An 18,015-nucleotide genomic window follows, 5' to 3' on the forward strand; every position below is an offset into this window, starting at 1 on the left:
AACCCGAGAGGTTCATGTGTCAAGGCTCCAGGCCGAACACGTCCACAAGGTGTTCGGCAGACGTCCCGAAGAAGCGATCAACCGGCTGGAAGGAGGTGCCGACCGCGAGGAACTGCGCGCGGACGGGACCACCGCGGCCGTGATCGACGCCTCCTTCACCGTCGAGCCCGGCCAGATCTTCGTCGTCATGGGCCTCTCCGGCTCCGGCAAGTCCACCCTCCTGCGCATGCTCAACGGACTGCTCACCCCCACCGCGGGCCGGGTGCTCTACGACGGCCAGGACCTCACCACCCTCGGCCCGGCCGAGCTGCGCGCCGTCCGCTCCCGGCGGATCAGCATGGTCTTCCAGCACTTCGCGCTCTTCCCCCACCGCAGCGTGCTGGAGAACGCCGGTTACGGTCTGGAGGTCCAGGGCGTCCCCCGCGCCGAGCGCGACCGCCGGGCCACCGAGGCGCTGGCCCTCGCCGGGCTGGCCGGCTGGGAGGACTCCTGGCCCGACGAGCTGTCCGGCGGCATGCAGCAGCGCGTGGGCCTCGCCCGCGCCCTCGCCACCGATGCCGACCTGCTCCTCATGGACGAGTCCTTCAGCGCGCTCGACCCGCTGATCCGCCGTGACATGCAGGACCAGCTCCTCCAGCTCCAGCGGAAGCTGAAGAAGACGATCGTCTTCATCACCCACGACCTCAACGAGGCCATGCGGCTCGGCGACCGCATCGCCGTCATGAAGGACGGCCGGATCGTCCAGCTCGGCACCGCCGAGGACATCCTCGTCACCCCCGCCACCGACTACGTCGCCTCCTTCACCCAGGACGTCGACCGCTCCCGGGTGCTCACCGCCGGCGCGATCATGGACGATCCCGACGGCGCGGACGACCCGGCCGAGGTGATCGCCGCCGCTCCCGCCGCCGTCCGGGCCGGCACCCCGATCGTGGAGCTGTTCACGCCCTGCTCCGCCAGCGGTGCCCCCGTCGCCGTCGTCGACGAGGACGGCGCCCTCGTCGGCGTCGTGCCCCGGGCCCGGCTGCTCGCCGTCCTCGGCGAGCCCATGCCCGCGGTGGACGCGGCCGACGCACCCGATTCCGGTGCCGGTGCCGGTGCCGTCGCCCAGGCCCCGACCACCGTGAAGGCGGTGGCCCGTGCCTAGGATCCCCCTCGGTGACTGGGTCGACCGCGGTGTCGACGCCCTCCAGATCCACCTCGAATGGCTCTTCGACGCCATCAGCTCGGTCGTCACCGGCATGTACGACGGCGTCGCCGCCGTGCTCTCCGCCCCCGCGCCGCTGCTCTTCGCCGGCATCCTCGCCGTGTTCGCCTGGTGGCTGCGCGGCCTCGCCGCCGGTGTGCTCGCCTTCGCCGGCCTCGCGCTGATCGACTCCCTGGCGCTCTGGGACGAGGCGATGTCGACCCTCGCGCTCGTGCTGGTCGCCACCCTCGTCACGCTCGCCATCGCCGTGCCGCTGGGCATCTGGGCGGCCCGCTCCCAGCGGGTCAGCGCGGTCCTGCGGCCCGTCCTGGACTTCATGCAGACCATGCCCGCCATGGTCTATCTGATCCCCGGCATCATCTTCTTCGGCGTCGGCGTGGTCCCCGGCATCATCGCCACCATCGTCTTCGCCCTGCCGCCCGGCGTGCGCATGACCGAGCTGGGCATCCGCCAGGTCGACGCCGAGCTGGTCGAGGCCGCCGAGGCGTTCGGCACCGCCCCCCGCGACACCCTGCTGCGGGTGCAGCTCCCGCTCGCCGTCCCGACGATCATGGCCGGCGTCAACCAGGTGATCATGCTGGGCCTCTCCATGGTCGTCATCGCGGGCATGGTCGGCGGCGGCGGGCTCGGCGGCGCGGTCTACCGCGCGATCGGCAACGTCGACATCGGTCTCGGCTTCGAGGCCGGCCTCTCCATCGTCATCCTCGCCATGTACCTCGACCGGATCACCGGCGAGCTGGGCCGCCAGGTCTCCCCGCTGGGCCGCCGCGCCCGCGCCCGGGCCGAGAGCGCCGCCGGCGGCCGGCGGATCTGGAACTACCGCCCCCAGTCGTCGTTCGCCGTCGTCGGCGTGGTCGTCCTCGCCCTGGTCGCCGGCGGTATGAGCGTCTTCGGCGACGACCGCTCCACCTCCCGGGCCGGCGGCATCGGCAAGGGCGAGGAGATCACCATCGGGTACATCCCGTGGGACGAGGGCATCGCCTCCACCTTCCTGTGGAAGGAGGTGCTGGAGCGCCGCGGCTTCACCGTCGAGACCCAGCAGCTGGAGGCCGGGGCCCTCTACACCGGGCTCGCCGGCGGCCAGATCGACTTCCAGACCGACGCCTGGCTGCCCGTCACCCACGAGCAGTACTGGAAGAAGTACGGGGACAAGCTGGAGGACCTCGGCTCCTGGTACGGCCCCACCTCCCTGGAGCTGGCCGTGCCCGCCTATGTGAAGGACATCGACTCCCTCGACGACCTCAAGGGCCGCGCCGGGACGTTCAAGGGCCGGATCATCGGCATCGAGCCCAGCGCCGGGATGATGGGCCTGCTCAAGGACGACGTCCTGAAGAGCTACGGCCTCGACGGCGAGTACCGCGTGATCGACGGCTCCACGCCCGGCATGCTCGCGGAGCTGAAGCGCGCGTACCAGAAGAAGGAGCCCGTCCTCACCACCCTCTGGTCGCCGCACTGGGCCTACAGCACCTACGAGCTGAAGAAGCTGAAGGACCCGAAGGGCGCCTTCGGCACCGGCGACCAGGTGCACACCGTCGCCCGGAAGGGGTTCTCCTCCGATCACCCGGAGATCGGAGCCTGGCTGAAGGACTTCAAGTTGACCGAAAAGCAGCTGACCAGTCTGGAAGCCGAGATCCAGAAGGCCGACAAGGGCGAGGAGCAGCTCGCCGTACGCACCTGGCTGAAGAAGAATCCGCAGGTCGAGGACGCTATGGCACCGGTGTAGCGACCCGGTCGGCGCCCGGTGCGCCGTCACTCTGAGGAACGGGGTGGTTCTCGCCAGTGGCGGGGCCGCCCCGTCCCGTTTCCCCTTCCGGGCCGCCGGCCGGACAATCGTATGCGCGCGGCCTGTGCCGGAAGCTGCGTATGGTGAGACAGGACCAGGAAGGGGAGCCCGGCGGATGGCAGCGAAGGACGGCAAGGACCCGAAGGAGACCGAGCGTCTTCGGGTGGGCGCCGCCGTGCGCAGGCGCAGGCGGGCGCTCGATCTCACGCTCGCCGCGGTCGCGGAGCGCAGCGGACTGTCCGTACCGTTCCTCAGCCAGGTCGAGAACGAACGCGCGCGGCCGAGCGCCCGCTCCCTCGAACGGGTCGCGGACGCGCTGGGCACCACCGCGAGCAAGCTGATCGAGGCATCCGACGCGGCCAGGACCGTCGCCGTCGTCCGGGCGGACACCGCCGGGGCGCACACCCTCGGGGCCGATGCCCCGGCCGGCCCCGCCACCGGGACGCAGGCCGCCGCCGGGCCGGACCACGGCCCCCGCACCCGCCGTCTGGTGCGGGGACGGCACCAGCTGGAGGCCCTGGAGTTCACCGGCGAGCACGACACCGACGGCGAGTTCCAGCACCGCAACGACGAGCTGATGTACGTCGCCGACGGCGCCGTGGAGGTCGAGGCCGAGGGCCGCGCCTACCGCCTGGGCCGGGGCGACACCCTCTTCCTCTCCGGCGGGGTGCCGCACCGCTGGCGGGCCACCGTCCCCGAGACCCGGATCGTCGTCGTCACCGTCGCCGACCACATCGAACCGCCCGGGGACGCCTGAGCCGTGCGGGTCGTCTCGCTGGTGCCCTCGCTGACGGAGGCCGTCGCGGAGACCGTCCCCGGGCTGCTGGCCGGGGTGACCAACTGGTGCAGCCACCCCGCGTCCCTCACCGCCGCCCGGATCGGCGGCACCAAGAACCCCGACATCGCGGCCGTGCTGCGGCTGCGCCCCGACCTCGTCCTCGCCAACGAGGAGGAGAACCGGCCCGCCGATCTCGACGCCCTGCGCGCCGGGGGAGCGGAGGTCCTGGTCACCGAGGTCCGGGGGCTCGACCAGGCACTGAGCGAGCTGGAACGGGTCCTGGTCACCGGCTGCGGACTGCCCCGGCCCGGCTGGCTGGACCGGGCGGCCGATGCCTGGGCAGCCCTGGGACCGGCCGCAGCCGACCCGGCCCCGGCCGTGGTCCCGGCCGCCGTCCCCGCCGTCGTTCCCGTGTGGCGGCGGCCGTGGATGGTCCTCGGCCGGGACACCTTCGCCGGGGATCTGCTGGCCCGGCTCGGCGTACGGAACGTGTACGCGGACCACCCCGAGCGCTACCCCCGGATCCCGCTGCCCGAGCTGCGCGGGGCCGGGGCCCGGCTGGTGGTGCTCCCCGACGAGCCGTACCGCTTCACCGCCGGCGACGGTCCCGAGGCGTTCGACGGGCTGCCCGCCGCATTCGTCAGCGGGCGCCATCTCACCTGGTACGGGCCCTCACTCGCCGAGGCGCCCGCCGTGCTCGGGGCCGCCCTGCGCGCGGCGCTGCACTGACCCGCCCCCGGCGGCGTGCTCCCGGGCGGCCGCCACGAGCGCGCGCAGCACCCGCAGATCGGTGCCCATCTCGGGGTGCCACTGCACGCCCAGGACCCAGCCGCCGCCGTCGCGCTCCAGGGCCTCGACGGTCCCGTCCTCCGCGTGGGCGCTCACGGTCAGCCCGGGGGCCGTCCGGTCCACCACCTGGTGGTGGTAGGTGGGGACCTCGGTGGCCTCGGGCGCGATCGCGGCGTAACGGGTACCGGGCACCGGCTTCACCAGGTGCGCCCCGATCACGCCCGTGCCGCCGGTGTGGCCGTCGACGTGCTGGTGGAGGGTGCCGCCGAGGGCCACGTTCAGCAGCTGCATCCCCCGGCAGACACCGAGCAGCGGAGTGCCCGATGCCAGGGCGGCGTGGATCAGGGCCAGCTCCCAGGCGTCCCGCTCCCGGGCGGGCGGCCCGGTGCGGGGGTCCCGTTCGGCCCCGTACCGTACGGGCTCCACGTCCGCGCCGCCCGCGATCACCAGCCCGTCGAGGCGGGCCACGACGTGCGCGGCCTCCTGGGCGCTGTCGGGGGGCAGCAGGGCCGCGATGCCGCCGGCCCGCTGGACGTGGTCGGGGTAGGCGGCGGGCAGCAGCGCGGCCGGCATCCGCCACACCCCCCACGCGGCCTGGTCGAGGTAGGTGGTGACACCGATCAAGGGCTTCATGCTCACGTGCTTCCGTTGCTCCCGTGCTGTGGTGCTGCCGTGCTTGTGCCTGTGCGGTGGTGCTGCCCGGTGGGGCGGTCCGGTGGGGCGGTGGTTGCGCCCCACCGGATCACTTTCCCGGTTCCCGCGCGATACGGGGCTGCGAACGGTCGAGTTCGGCCTCGGCCGCCGCGAGTGCCGCGAACTCCTCCTCGGGCGCGCGGGCGACCAGGCGGGTCCGGCTGTAGGAGCCGAAGTAGACGATGGCGACCCCGTACACGAGCAGGGCGATGAACGCCGCCTCCCGGTCCACGAGGAACGTCGCCACCAGCGCGGAGAGGGCGAGGACGAACGCGACGGACGAGGTCAGGACCCCGCCGGGGGTGCGGTAGGGGCGGTGCAGACCGGGCTCGCGCCGGCGCAGCACGATATGGGAGAGCGCCATCAGCGCATAGCTGATCGTCGCCCCGAAGACGGCGATGTTGAGCATGCGCGGTCCGTCGCCGGTGGACGCGGCGAGCGCGAAGCCGATGGCGCCGGGGACCAGGAGTCCGAGGTAGGGCGATTTGCGGCTGCTGGTGAGGGAGAGGAAGCGCGGCAGATAGCCGGCCCGGGAGAGGGCGAAGAGCTGCCGGGAGCCCGCGTAGATGAGGGAGAAGAAGGAGGCCACGAGCCCGGCCAGGCCCGCGTAGTTGACGAGCCGGCTGAGCGCGGTGGGCTCGCCGTCCTCCTGGAGCGCCTGGACGAGGGGGTCGCCGACGTCCTGGAGCGCGGCGGACCCGGCGGCCCCGGTGGCGGCGAGGAAGGTGAGCAGCGCGAGCAGGGCGAGGACGCCCATGGAGACGGCGAGCGCGCGGGGGAGGGAGCGGACGGGGTCCTTCGCCTCCTCGGCGGCGAGCGGGACGCCCTCGACGCCGAGGAAGAACCACATGCCGAAGGGGAACGCGGCCCAGATGCCGAGGAGTCCGTAGGGCAGCCAGGAGCCGGAGCCGAAGGCGTCCGGGTCGGCGGGGATGTCGTTGAGGTTGCCCGCGTCGAACTCGGTGAACGCGCCCACCGCGAAGACCAGCAGGGCGGCGACGGCGATCACGGTGACCACGAGGGAGAAGCGCAGGGCCTCGCCGACGCCCCAGAGATGGATCCCTATGAAGATCACGAAGCAGGCGAGATAGACGGGCCAGCCGGACTCCAGGCCGAACAGGCCGAGGGATTCGACGTAGTCGCCGATGAAGATGGAGATCGCGGCGGGCGCCAGGATGTACTCGATGAGGATCGCGGTGCCGGTGAGGAAGCCGCCCAGGGGGCCCAGGGCGCGGCGGGCGAAGCCGTAGCCGCCGCCGGCGGTGGGCAGGATCGCGGAGAGTTCGGCGAGGGCGAAGACGAGACAGGCGTACATCACGCCCATGAGGAGGGTGGCGATGGCCAGGCCGCCGAAACCGCCCTCGGCCAGGCCGGTGTTCCAGCCGGAGAAGTCGCCGGAGACGACGTAGGCGACGCCGAGGCCGGTGAGCAGCAGCCAGCCGGCGCTGCCCCGGCGCAGGGCCCGCCGCCGGAAGTAGGCGTCACTGCCGGGGGAGCCGGGGGAATCGCCGGGTTCCTTCGAGGGCGGCGAGGGCGGCGGGGAGGAGGGGACGCGGTCGGTGGTTCCTTCGGCCATGGGCGCTCCTGGCGTTCAAAGGTATAGGCAGACACCTTTGCCCTCGGGGCGGGGTGTGCGCAAGACGCGCGGGCAACGGGCGGGTGACGATTTCCCCTCGGACTCCCCCGGCCCCCGGCCTCCCGCTCCCCGGCCTCCCGCTCCCCGGCCCTCGTCGCGGCGTCCGGCGACTTTCGGCCCTTTCGGCTGTCTTCGGCCGTTCAGGAGAGGAAGCCGCGCAGCAGCGCCGCCGTCCCCTCGCAGTGCTCCCGCATCACCTCGCGCGCGCCGTCCGCGTCCCCATCGAGCACCGCGTCGACGAGCGCCGCGTGCTGCCGCTGCGAGTGCTCCAGATTCCGCACCAGCAGCGGGATGCAGTCGAGCAGGTCGTTCAGGCGCGCGCGGACGGCCGTGTACTGGGCGGCCAGCCCGGCCGATCCGGACAGCTCCGCCAGGGTGAGGTGGAAGAGGGTGTCCCGGCGGCGGTACTCCGCCAGGGGCGCGTCCTGCGTGGCCGCCAGCGCGGTGCGCAGCCGCTCCTCGCCGGCGGCGCCCAGCGGGTACGCGGCGCACAGCCCCGCCGCCCCGACCTCCAGCACCTCACGGAAGCGGAGGGTGTCCTCCACGTCGACGTCCACATCGGCCACCCGGCGGCGCAGCGCCTCCGCGCCGGGGTCGCCCGACCGGCCGAGGACGAACGTCCCGCCGTAGCGCCCGCGCCGGCTCTCCACCAGCCCCTGGTCGGCGAGGACCTTGAGCACCTCGCGCAGGGTGACGCGGCTGATGCCCATCCGCTCGGCCAGTTCCCGCTCCGCCGGCAGCCGGCCGCCCCCGGGCACCAGCCCGAGCCGGAGCAGTTGCAGGATCTGCTCCAGCGCCTCCTCGAAGCCGTTGCCCGCGCGCACCGGGCGCAGCACGGCGGCCAGCCGGTCGCCGCGCGCCCCCGAGGAGCCGTCATCGGTGCCGCCGGCAGTGCCCGTGTCGTCCGCCCCCGCCGCGTCCCGCGCGCCCCGCGCTTCCTTCGCGCCCTCCGGATTCGCCACGTCCCTTTTCCCTCTTCCCAACCAATGGTCTTCAGCAATACCTTATGGCTTCCGGCTGACCCAAGGAGGCACAACCCCGTGGCAGACCGCACACCCCCGCTCCCGGTCGAGGAGCTGCGCGCCCTCGTCGCGAACGGCGAGATCGACACCGTGGTGCTCGCCTTCCCCGACATGCAGGGACGGCTCCAGGGCAAGCGGTTCGCCGCCCGGTTCTTCCTCGACGAGGTCCTGGAGCACGGCACCGAGGGCTGCAACTACCTCCTCGCCGTCGACACCGAGATGAACACCGTCGACGGATACGCCATGGCCTCCTGGGAGAGCGGCTACGGCGACTTCGCCATGCACCCGGACCCGGCCACCCTGCGCCGCGTCCCCTGGAACGAGGGCACCGCGCTCCTCATCGCCGACCTCGCCTGGGACGACGGCTCCCCGGTCGTCGCCGCCCCCCGGCAGATCCTCCGCCGCCAGCTGGAGCGGCTGGCCGGGCACGGGCTGACCGCCCGCGTCGGCACCGAGCTGGAGTTCATCGTCTTCAAGGACACCTACGAGCAGGCGTGGGACCGGGACTACCGGGGGCTTACACCGGCCAACCAGTACAACATCGACTACTCGGTCCTCGGCACCGGCCGCATCGAACCCCTGCTGCGCCGGATCCGCAACGAGATGGCCGCCGCCGGGCTGACCGTCGAGTCCGCCAAGGGCGAGTGCAACCCCGGCCAGCACGAGATCGTCTTCCGCTACGACGACGCCCTCGTCACCTGCGACCAGCACGCCGTCTACAAGACCGGGGCCAAGGAGATCGCCGCGCAGGAGGGCGTCTCCCTGACCTTCATGGCCAAGTACGACGAGCGCGAGGGCAACTCCTGCCACATCCACCTCTCCCTCGCCGACACCGGTACCGGCACCGGAGCTGACGGCGCCAGCGCCATGCCCGGGGACGGCCCCGGCGGGATGTCGGACGTGATGCGGCACTTCCTCGCCGGGCAGCTGGCCGCGCTGCGCGACTTCGCCCTGCTGTACGCGCCCAACATCAACTCGTACAAGAGGTTCCAGCCCGGCACCTTCGCGCCCACGGCGGTCGCCTGGGGGCACGACAACCGCACCTGCGCGCTGCGGGTCGTCGGCCGCGGCCGCTCCCTGCGCTTCGAGAACCGGCTGCCGGGCGGCGACGTCAACCCGTACCTCGCCGTCGCCGGTCTGGTCGCCGCCGGGCTCCACGGGCTGGAACAGCGCCTCGAACTGCCCGAGCCGTGCACCGGCAACGCGTACGCCGCCGACTGCGCCCAGGTCCCCACCACGCTGCGCGAGGCCGCCGAGCTGTGGGAGAACAGCCCGATCGCCAAGGCCGCCTTCGGCGACGAGGTCGTCGCCCACTACAGCAACATGGCCCGGGTGGAACTCGCCGCCTTCGACGCGGCCGTGACCGACTGGGAGCTGCGCCGTTCCTTCGAACGACTGTGACGCACGCGCCGAAGCCGAAGCCGAAGCCGAAGGCGATGCCCGTGACGACTGTGAGGACTGTGAGGAACGCGTTGTCCACTGAAGCCGCTGAAGAAGCCCCCAAGGACGCCCACCCGGACGCCCATGACGTGCTCAACCCCGCGACCGGCGAGGTCGTCGCGACCGTCCCCGCCACCACCCCCCACCAGGTCGACGCCGCCGTCGCCCGCGCCACCCGCGCCCAGCGCACCTGGGCCGCCCTCGCCCCCGCCGACCGGGCCCGGCAGCTGCGCCGCTTCGCCGCCGTCGTCGACGACCACACCGAGGAACTGGCCCTCCTGGAGGTGAAGGAGGCCGGCCACACCCTCGGCACCGCCCGCTGGGAGGCCGCCAACGTCCGCGACCTCCTCGACTACGCCGCCGGGGGCGTCGAACGGCTCAACGGCCGGCAGATCCCCGTACCCGGTGGTCTCGACATCACCCTCCTGGAACCCCTCGGCGTCGTCGGCGTCATCGCGCCCTGGAACTACCCCCTGCCGATCGCCGTCTGGGCCACCGCCCCCGCGCTCGCCGCCGGGAACGCCGTCCTGCTCAAGCCCGCCGAGACCACCCCGCTGACCGCGCTGCGCCTCGCCGAGTTGGCCCGGGAGGCCGGCCTGCCCGACGGGCTGCTCCAGGTGCTCCCCGGCGCCGGCCCCGTCACCGGCACCGCCCTGGTCGACCACCCCGGCGTCGCGAAGATCGTCTTCACCGGCTCCACCCGCGTCGGCAAGGAGATCATGGCCCGCTGCGCCGCACAGGTGAAGCGGGTGACCCTGGAACTCGGCGGCAAGAGTCCCAACATCGTCTTCGCCGACTCCGACCTGGAGGCCGCGGCCGCCGCCACGCCCATGTCCTTCCTCGACAACAGCGGACAGGACTGCTGCGCCCGCAGCCGCATCCTGGTGCAGCGCCAGGTGTACGACCGCTTCCTGGAACTGCTCGCCCCCGCCGTCGAGTCCGTCGTCGTCGGCGACCCGCTGGACGAGAAGACCCACATGGGGCCGCTGATCTCCCGGCGGCAGCTCGACCGGGTCCGCTCACTGGCCGGCCCGGAGCTGTCCGGTATCCGGGGCACCGCCCCCACCGGGCCCGGGTTCTGGTTCCCGCCGACGGTGCTCACCGGGCTCGCCCCCGACGCCCCGGCGGTCCGCGAGGAGATCTTCGGACCGGTCGCCGTCGTGCTCCCCTTCGAGGACGAGGACGACGCCGTACGGCTCGCCAACGCCACTGAGTACGGGCTCTCCGGCTCCCTGTGGACCCGGGATGTCGGCCGCGCCATCCGCGTCTCCCGCGCCGTCCAGGCCGGGAACCTCTCCGTCAACTCCCACAGCAGCGTCCGCTACTGGACCCCGTTCGGCGGCTACAAGCAGTCCGGCCTCGGCCGGGAACTGGGCCCCGACGCCCTCGCCGCATTCACCGAGACCAAGAACGTCTTCTTCAGTACGGAGGCATGACCACCCATGACCGACACCCCCCTCTGCCGCCGCCTGATCGGCCGTACCGCCGTCGTCACCGGAGCCGGCAGCGGCATCGGGCTGGCCACCGCCCGCCGCCTCGCCTCCGAAGGCGCCCACGTCGTCTGCGGCGACATCGACGAGACCGCGGGCAAGGCCGCAGCCGAAGCCGTCGGCGGGACCTTCGTCCGCGTCGACGTCACCGACGCCGAGCAGGTCGAGGCGCTCTTCCGGACGGCGTACGAGACCTACGGCTCCGTCGACATCGCCTTCAACAACGCGGGCATCTCGCCCCCCGAGGACGACTCCATCCTCACCACCGGGCTCGAAGCCTGGAAGCGCGTCCAGGACGTCAACCTCACCTCCGTCTACCTGTGCTGCAAGGCCGCCATCCCCTATATGCAGCGCCAGGGCCGCGGCTCCATCATCAACACCGCGTCCTTCGTCGCCGTCATGGGCGCCGCCACCTCGCAGATCTCCTACACCGCTTCCAAGGGCGGCGTGCTGGCCATGTCCCGCGAGCTGGGCGTCCAGTTCGCCCGCGAGGGCATCCGCGTCAACGCGCTCTGCCCCGGGCCCGTCAACACGCCCCTGCTCCAGGAGCTGTTCGCGAAGGACCCCGAGCGGGCCGCCCGCCGGCTGGTGCACATCCCCGTGGGACGGTTCGCCGAGGCCGAGGAGATCGCGGCGGCCGTCGCCTTCCTCGCCAGCGACGACGCGTCGTTCGTGAACGCGACCGACTTCCTGGTCGACGGCGGGATCGCCGGGGCGTACGTCACCCCGCTCTAGCGGTTGCGGGGGCGGGGGCGGGGGCGGGGGCTACAGGAAGGTGTGGCCCTCGCCCCGGTACGTCGGGACCGTCTCCGTGACCCGGTCGCCCGACACCAGGTGCAGCCGGGCGAACCGCTCGCACAGCTCCCCGGCCTTCGCATGCCGGAACCACACCTTGTCGCCGATCAGCAGATCGTCGGCGGCGGAGCCCAGCAGCGGCGTCTGCACCTCGCCCGCGCCCTCCCGGCGGGAGTACCGCAGCCCCTCCGGCAGATACGGCACCGGCGACCGGTCCCGGCCCGCCTCGCCCGACGCGGGATAGCCCCCGCCGAGCACCGTCACCACACCGACGCCGGGGCGGCGCACCACCGGCTGGGCGAAGAGCGCCGCCGGGCGGCCCGTGAACGACGTGAAGTGGTCGAACAGCCGGGGCTGGTACAGCCCCGAGCCGGCCGCCACCTCCGTCACCGCGTCCTCCGCCGCCGTGTGCTGCACGCTCCCGGTGCCGCCGCCGTTGACGAACTCCAGCTCCGGGGCGACCGCCCGCACCGCGCGCACCGCCGCCGCCCGCCGCGCCGCCAGCTCCGCGCGGGCCACCCGCTGGAGCACCCGGATCCCCCGCGACAGCACCGGGGAACCCGGCGACGCGTCCCCCACGCCCGCGATGTGCGCCTCGTACGCCATCAGACCCACCAGCCGGAAACCGGGCCGCCGCACCACCGAACGCGCCAGCTCCGCCAGGCCCGCCGGGTCGCCCACCGGGGAGCGCAGCGCCCCGACCCGTATCCGCCCGCCCAGCAGCCGCAGCGCGGTGTCCAGCTCCAGACAGACCCGGACCTCCTCCGTGCCGCCCGCCCGCGCGGCCTCGATCAGATCGAGCTGGGCCGTGTCGTCCACCATCACGGTGACGGCGGCGGCCAGCTTCGGATCGCCCGCCAGCTCCGCGAAGGCGGCCCGGTCGGCCGAGGGGTAAGCCAGCAGCACATCGGTGAAACCGGAGCGGGCCAGCCACACCGCCTCGGCCAGGGTGAAGGCCATCACCCCCGCGAACCCGTCCTTCGCCAGCACCCGTTCGAGCAGCGCCCGGCAGCGCACGGACTTGCTCGCCACCCGCACCGGCTTGCCCCCGGCCCGGCGCACCAGGTCGTCCGCGTTGGCGTCGAACGCGTCCAGGTCCACGATGGCGAGCGGGGCGTCGAGGTGGGCGGTGGCCCGGTCGTAGCGGGCCCGGTCGGCGGCTCGGGGAGTCATGCGCAGAGCCTGCCAGACGGGGCTACCAGGGGGTAGGGGGATGATCTGCGCAGATCGCCCCGGAGACGGGGCCACGGTCCCGCCGTGTGCGGGCCACGCCGTAGAGTGACGCGGGCAGCGGTGGCGGCATGACCTGCACGGGCAGGGGAAAACCGCTGGTAAGGGCGGCGGCGAGACGGGGGGCGGCATGAGTACGGACGGACCACGCCCCGGGGACCCCACCGCCGACGGGGACGGACGTCCCACGCCGGGCCCGGCCGGGCCCTCGGCCGCCGGGAACCCCCTGCCACCTGCGCCGCCTCCTGCTCCTCCTGCGCAGCCCGCGCCGCCTTCGTCCGCGTCTCCCGCCACGCCGGGCCGGTTCGGCCCGCCGATACGGCCGGGACGCCCGGCCCCGGCCCACGCGGACGCCCCCGTACGCCCGGCCCCGGCCCAGGGGGATGTCTCCGTACGCCCGGCCCAGCCCCGTCCGCAGCGCCCCGGGGCGGGCCCGCTCCCACCGGAGTCGACCCCCCGCCACCCGTCCCCGGACCCCTCCCGGGCCCTGCACCTCCCGCCGCACACCGCCCCCCGCCGGATACCGGCCCCGCCCGCCGACGGCCGGGGGCAGGCACCGGGGTTTGAGCCGTACGCGCCGCGACCTGAGGGGCCCGTACAGCCCGCGCGCCCCGGGAACGCACCGGGCGGCGCGCTGCCGCCGGAGCGGGCGGACCGCGGCTTCCCCTCGTCGCCGCGCACGGCCGACGGCCCGGGGCCGGTGGTCCCGGGGATACGTGGTGGCGCGAACTCCCTGCCGCCCGAACGGCGTCCGGTGCGAACCGCGCGTGATGGCGCGGAGGGTGGGGTTCCGGCGCCGGGGCAGTGGCAGCGGGACGTGCCGGGACCGGAAGGGTTTCCCCGGTCGGTGGGTGCGGTGGACGGCTTCGCCGGCCCGGGTGGGCGGTCGCAGGGTGGTCGTGCGGTGGGCCCCGGTGGGACCGCGCAGCGGCCGGAGGGCCGAGTTCCAGCGCGGGGGCAGCGGCATGTGCCGGGGCCGGTGTTGCCGCCTCCGGGTGTTGTCCCCGGTGGGTCGGGGGAGGGTTTTTCCCCGTCGGTGGGTGCGGTGGACGGCTCCGCTGCCCTGGGCGGGCGGTCGCAAGGTCGTCGCGCTGTAGGTCCCGAGGGGCCCTCGCGGGGGCCGGCGGATGGGATTCCGGCGTCGGGGCAGCAGCATGGGCCGGGGCCGGTGTTGCCCTCCGGTGCTGTGCCCGGGGGGTCGGGGGAGGGGTTTTCCTCGTCGGTGGGTGCGGTGGACGGCTCCGCCGGCCCGGGTGGGCAGTCGCAGGGTGGTCGTGCGGTGGGCCCCGGTGGGACCCCGCAGCGGCCGGAGGGCCGAGTTCCAGCGCCGGGGCAGCGACATGCGCGAGAAGCCGTGGTGCCCCCTCCTAGTGTTCCGTCCTGGGGGCCGGGGGAAGGTCTTTCCCCGTCCGTGGGTGCGGTGGATGGTTCCGCTGCCCCGGGCGGACAGTCGCACGGTCGTCGCGCTGTAGGCCCCGGTGGGCCCTCATGGGGGCCGGCGGATGGGATTCCCGCCTTGGGGCAGAGGTACGTACCGGGGCCGGTGTTGCCTCCGGGGGTTCCGCCCGCGCGGGTGGCGGGCGGATCCGCTGAACTGACGGCTCGGGGCGGGCGGCCCTCCCCGTCCGACGCCGACGCCAAGGGCGCAACTCCGGCGTCCGGCCCGGCCCGGCGACCCGTACCAGGACCCGTACCAGGACCGGCGTTGCCCCCGGGCCCCACGCCCGAGAAGCCGGAGAACGCGACTCCCGCGCCCGACCGGGCAGGGCCGGGTGCCCCCGGGCGTCCGGCACCCGGCGGGGTCGCCGCGCCGGGCGCGGATCCGGCGCCGTCCGAGCGGCTTTCGAGCGCTGAGCCCGGGGGATATCCCGGACCGGTACGGGCGGGTGACAGGCCTGGCGGCCCGTCGCGCCCGGATCCGTCGCGCCCGGATCCGTCGCGCCCGGATCCGTCGCGTTCGGCGGTGCCTCACCGCGGTGCTCCGACGCAGGGGAACGGGTCCTCCGCGCCCCGGTCCCGCGCGGTCCCGCCGCCGTCGGCCGCCGGGGACGCGGCTCCCTCGGGTACGTGGCCCCAGGGCCGTGCCGGGAGCAGGGGCCCGGCGCCCGCGCGGGGAGTTCCCGGTCCGGCAGGGCCCGGGAGAGCCGGGCGTGCGGCCGACGGTCCGGGCGCGCGGCCTCCGTTGCCGTCCGACCGGCCCGCAGGCCCTGTGCCCGGGAGGCGCCCCGGGCCGGATGCCCCCGGGCGCCCCACGGCCGGCCGCGTGGATCCGTCGTCCGACCGGCCTTCGGGCGCACTGCCCGGCAGGCGCCCCGGACCGGCGCGCGCAGGCGACGGTTCCGGTACTCCGGAACGCCCCGCTCCCGTGCGGCCGGATGCCCGGTGGGCGCGGGAAGGGACATGGCCCGAGCACCGCGTGGCCGGTTCCGGGCTGCCGCAGGAGGGTGCCGGGTACGGGTACACGGTGCCGGGCGCGCGGTCGCCCGAAGCCGACGGCGGTGCCGGGGTGTCGGAGGGGCCGGACCCGGGGCCCGTGCCCCGCGCGGGCGGAGGGATTCCGGCGGCGCGGCGGGGAGAGCCCGGGCGGCCATACCCGTACCCGTCCACCGGGCACCCGGCCGCAAGGGTGCACCGGCCCGGTGCCGGTCCGCTGCCCGCCGAAGCCGTGCGGCAGGCCGGCGGCCTGCCGGGGCGGGGCCCCGGGCACGAGGACGACGACTGGCGGCGCTTCACCGCAGCCGTGCCGGACACCGCGCACCCTGCGTACCCCGCGCACCCCGCCTACCCCGTCGGGACGACCGGAGCGCCGAGGCGCCCCCGGCGGTCCCTGCGTGCCGTCGCCGCCGTCGCCTCCGGACTGCTCGGCCTCGGGCTCATCGGCGGCGCCGCCACCGGGACCTGGCTCACCGGCGACTCCAGCGCCGACACCACGGCGGACTCCGCGTACGCCACCGCCCGGATCCTGTGGCACAACGCCCCCGTGGACGCGCTCTTCCCCCGTACCCTGCACGGCGAGGGAGCGGGCCCCGGCCACGCCGACCGCGTCTGGACCAGGGTCGCCGTCGCACCCGACGGGGCCTGCGCCGACCGGCTGACCCCCGCCCTCCTGGCCACCCTGCGCACCGTCGGCTGCTCCCGGGTGCTGCGGGCGACCTACACCGACGCCACCGCCAGCCATGTCACCACCGTCGAACTGGTCTTCACCACGGGGGACGCCGCCGCGACCCGCGCCCTGGCCGCCCGCTTCACATCCGTCGACACGGACCGGGACCCGGAGTTGCTGCCCCGTACCCTGCCCGCTCCCGGCACGGTCGCCGAACGGTTCGGCACGGCCCAGCGGGCGAGCTGGACGGTGGAGGTGCTGGAGGACGTCCCCGTCGTCGTCCAGGCCGTGTCGGGCTTCGCCGACGGGCGCCCCGTCGGAGTCCCGCAGCACGCCGACGACGCCCGCGCGCGGGGGGCGACGACGGCCGCCGCGCAGGCGGGCCTCGGGCACGAGGCCCAGGGCCTCGCGGACGCGGTCACCCGGGCCCTGCGGGTCGCCCTCCGGGACACGGCGAACGGGCGCGCGGAGGACGGGTACACGGCGAACGGGACGGACGGATCATGACGGACACGACCCGGGCCCTCGCGGGCCGCCCCCGTACCCGTACCCGTACCCGTACCCGTAACCGCCGGCGGGCCCTGCTGCCGGCCCGTGGCGCGGCCCTGCTCGCGGCCACCACCCTCGCCCTGCTGCCCGCCGCGCCCGCACACGCCGACGGCACCGGCATCCGGCCCCAGCAGTGGGGCCTGGACGCGCTCCACACCCAGGAGGCGTGGCGCACCAGCAAGGGCGCGGGCGTCACCGTCGCCGTGCTCGACACCGGCGTCGACGACCAGCACCCCGACCTCGCCGGAAACGTCCTGCCCGGCAAGGACCTCATCGGCTTCGGCGCGGGCCGGGGCGACCGCCCCTGGGCCCGGCACGGCACCGCGATGGCCGGGATCATCGCCGCCCACGGGCACGGCCCCGGCAACACCGACGGCGTCATGGGCATCGCCCCCGAGGCCAGGATCCTCCCCGTGCGGGTGATCCTGGAGAGCGGCGACACCGCCCGCGAGAAGGCCCGGGGCTCCCGGGGCACCGCCCTGGCCGAGGGCATCCGCTGGGCGGCGGACCAGGGCGCCGACGTCATCAACCTCTCCCTCGGCGACGACAGCGAGTCCGCCCACGCGGAGGCCGGTGAGGACGCGGCGGTACGGTACGCGCTCGCCAAGGGTGCCGTCGTCGTCGCGTCGGCGGGCAACGGAGGCGAGAAGGGGGACCGGATCTCCTACCCCGCCGCGTACCCCGGAGTGATCGCGGTGACGGCGGTCGACCGCTTCGGCAACCGCGCGCCGTTCTCCACCCAGCGCTGGTACGCCACGGTCAACGCCCCCGGCGTCGACGTGATCATCCCGGACCCGGACCGCAAGTACTACCAGGGCTGGGGTACGAGCGCGGCCGCCGCGTTCGTCTCCGGCGCGGTGGCGCTCGTCCGCTCAGCCCACCCGGGGCTCACCCCGGCGCAGGTGAAGACCCTGCTGACCGAGACGGCGCGGGAGAGCCCGGCGGGCGGCCGGGACGACGCCAAGGGGTACGGGATGGTCGACCCGGCGGCGGCCCTCGCGGCGGCGGCGCGGCTGCGCCCGGCGGACCCCCGGCGGGCCACGGCCGGGTACGCGGGGAAGTACTTCGGGCCCGGCCCCAGCGCCGTCCCGCCCGTGGCCGAACCGGCCGGCTGGCTGGGCCCGCTCGCCGGCGCGGCGGGCGCCCTGGCCCTCGCGGCCGCCGTCGCGCTCTGGCGCACCGCCCGTACCGCCCCCGGGGAATAGGGCCTGCGGTCCGGACCCTGCTGGACTCGCCGGCCCTGGCGACCCGGGTGGTACCCCCATCCTCCGCCTGGCGATCCGGCCCCTCGGCCCCGGCGGGCCCAGGGAGACCCCATGCACCGGAACCGCTCCCTGATCCGGCCTGCTCCACAAGACAGGGACCCAGGACCTCTCGTCGGGACCTCGCCGGACTCGCGTGCCTGACGCCGGACCCGTGCTGTGCCCGAGGGCTCGGGTGTGCCCCCCGCTCTTTGCTCTGCGGCCCGGTTCGTCGGCTGTGGGCCCGGAGGTAATCCGTGCT

13 protein-coding genes are annotated in these 18,015 nt (G+C 74.8%); 9 read left to right on the forward strand and 4 right to left on the reverse strand.

Going from position 1 to position 18,015, the window contains the following annotated elements; all coding sequences use genetic code 11:
* Positions 1–16 precede the first annotated feature (16 nt).
* The 4 genes from SYYSPA8_RS18445 to SYYSPA8_RS18460 all read left to right on the forward strand — a co-directional run bounded on the left by SYYSPA8_RS18445 (position 17) and on the right by SYYSPA8_RS18460 (position 4,494).
* A complete protein-coding gene (locus SYYSPA8_RS18445) occupies positions 17–1,144 on the forward strand; it encodes a quaternary amine ABC transporter ATP-binding protein (RefSeq protein WP_323448308.1) in 1,128 nt (375 codons plus the stop codon).
* Positions 1,137–2,927 carry an ABC transporter permease/substrate binding protein gene (locus tag SYYSPA8_RS18450; RefSeq protein WP_323448309.1) on the forward strand — a complete coding sequence of 597 codons (1,791 nt, stop codon included), beginning with the start codon at positions 1,137–1,139 and terminating at the stop codon, positions 2,925–2,927. The genes SYYSPA8_RS18445 and SYYSPA8_RS18450 overlap by 8 nt, the downstream gene beginning before the upstream one ends.
* Before the next feature lie 175 nt (positions 2,928–3,102).
* Positions 3,103–3,744 (forward strand): helix-turn-helix domain-containing protein, encoded by a 642-nt coding sequence (locus SYYSPA8_RS18455; RefSeq protein ID WP_323448310.1) that lies wholly within the window; start codon positions 3,103–3,105, stop codon positions 3,742–3,744.
* Between the two features lie 3 nt (positions 3,745–3,747).
* Complete coding sequence (locus SYYSPA8_RS18460; RefSeq protein WP_323448311.1) at positions 3,748–4,494, forward strand: helical backbone metal receptor; 747 nt, start codon at positions 3,748–3,750, stop codon at positions 4,492–4,494.
* Here SYYSPA8_RS18460 and SYYSPA8_RS18465 read toward each other — a convergent pair.
* The 3 genes from SYYSPA8_RS18465 to SYYSPA8_RS18475 form a co-directional block, all read right to left on the reverse strand.
* Entirely contained in the window at positions 4,438–5,187 is a 750-nt protein-coding gene (locus SYYSPA8_RS18465; protein WP_323448312.1) for a gamma-glutamyl-gamma-aminobutyrate hydrolase family protein, read from the reverse strand. The genes SYYSPA8_RS18460 and SYYSPA8_RS18465 overlap by 57 nt on opposite strands.
* A gap of 109 nt (positions 5,188–5,296) precedes the next feature.
* A complete protein-coding gene (gene eat / locus SYYSPA8_RS18470) occupies positions 5,297–6,823 on the reverse strand; it encodes an ethanolamine permease (RefSeq protein ID WP_323448313.1) in 1,527 nt (508 codons plus the stop codon).
* Positions 6,824–7,023: 200 nt separating this feature from the next.
* Complete coding sequence (locus SYYSPA8_RS18475; protein ID WP_323448511.1) at positions 7,024–7,728, reverse strand: FadR/GntR family transcriptional regulator; 705 nt, start codon at positions 7,726–7,728, stop codon at positions 7,024–7,026.
* A 195-nt stretch (positions 7,729–7,923) separates the two neighbouring features.
* Between SYYSPA8_RS18475 and SYYSPA8_RS18480 the strand changes: the two genes are divergently transcribed.
* The 3 genes from SYYSPA8_RS18480 (at position 7,924) to SYYSPA8_RS18490 (ending at position 11,570) form a co-directional block, all read left to right on the forward strand.
* Entirely contained in the window at positions 7,924–9,306 is a 1,383-nt protein-coding gene (locus SYYSPA8_RS18480) for a glutamine synthetase family protein (protein ID WP_323448314.1), read from the forward strand.
* A gap of 71 nt (positions 9,307–9,377) precedes the next feature.
* Complete coding sequence (locus SYYSPA8_RS18485; protein WP_407706026.1) at positions 9,378–10,781, forward strand: aldehyde dehydrogenase family protein; 1,404 nt, start codon at positions 9,378–9,380, stop codon at positions 10,779–10,781.
* A 6-nt stretch (positions 10,782–10,787) separates the two neighbouring features.
* Complete coding sequence (locus SYYSPA8_RS18490) at positions 10,788–11,570, forward strand: 3-oxoacyl-ACP reductase (RefSeq protein WP_323448316.1); 783 nt, start codon at positions 10,788–10,790, stop codon at positions 11,568–11,570.
* A gap of 30 nt (positions 11,571–11,600) precedes the next feature.
* Here SYYSPA8_RS18490 and SYYSPA8_RS18495 read toward each other — a convergent pair whose 3' ends face one another.
* Positions 11,601–12,803: an amino acid deaminase/aldolase gene (locus SYYSPA8_RS18495; protein ID WP_323448317.1), complete on the reverse strand. Its 1,203-nt coding sequence runs from the start codon at positions 12,801–12,803 to the stop codon at positions 11,601–11,603.
* Between the two features lie 2,884 nt (positions 12,804–15,687).
* Between SYYSPA8_RS18495 and SYYSPA8_RS18500 the strand changes: the two genes are divergently transcribed.
* On the forward strand, positions 15,688–16,470 hold the full coding sequence (locus SYYSPA8_RS18500) for a hypothetical protein (protein ID WP_407706034.1): 783 nt from the start codon (positions 15,688–15,690) through the stop codon (positions 16,468–16,470).
* The gene (gene mycP / locus SYYSPA8_RS18505) at positions 16,467–17,717 is read left to right on the forward strand and encodes a type VII secretion-associated serine protease mycosin (protein ID WP_323448319.1); all 1,251 of its coding nucleotides are present in this window, start codon (positions 16,467–16,469) and stop codon (positions 17,715–17,717) included. The genes SYYSPA8_RS18500 and mycP overlap by 4 nt, the downstream gene beginning before the upstream one ends.
* The last annotated feature ends 298 nt before the right edge of the window (positions 17,718–18,015 follow it).

It is taken from the genome of Streptomyces yaizuensis (genome assembly GCF_034961445.1).
GTDB classification, from domain to species: Bacteria; Actinomycetota; Actinomycetes; order Streptomycetales; family Streptomycetaceae; genus Streptomyces; species Streptomyces yaizuensis.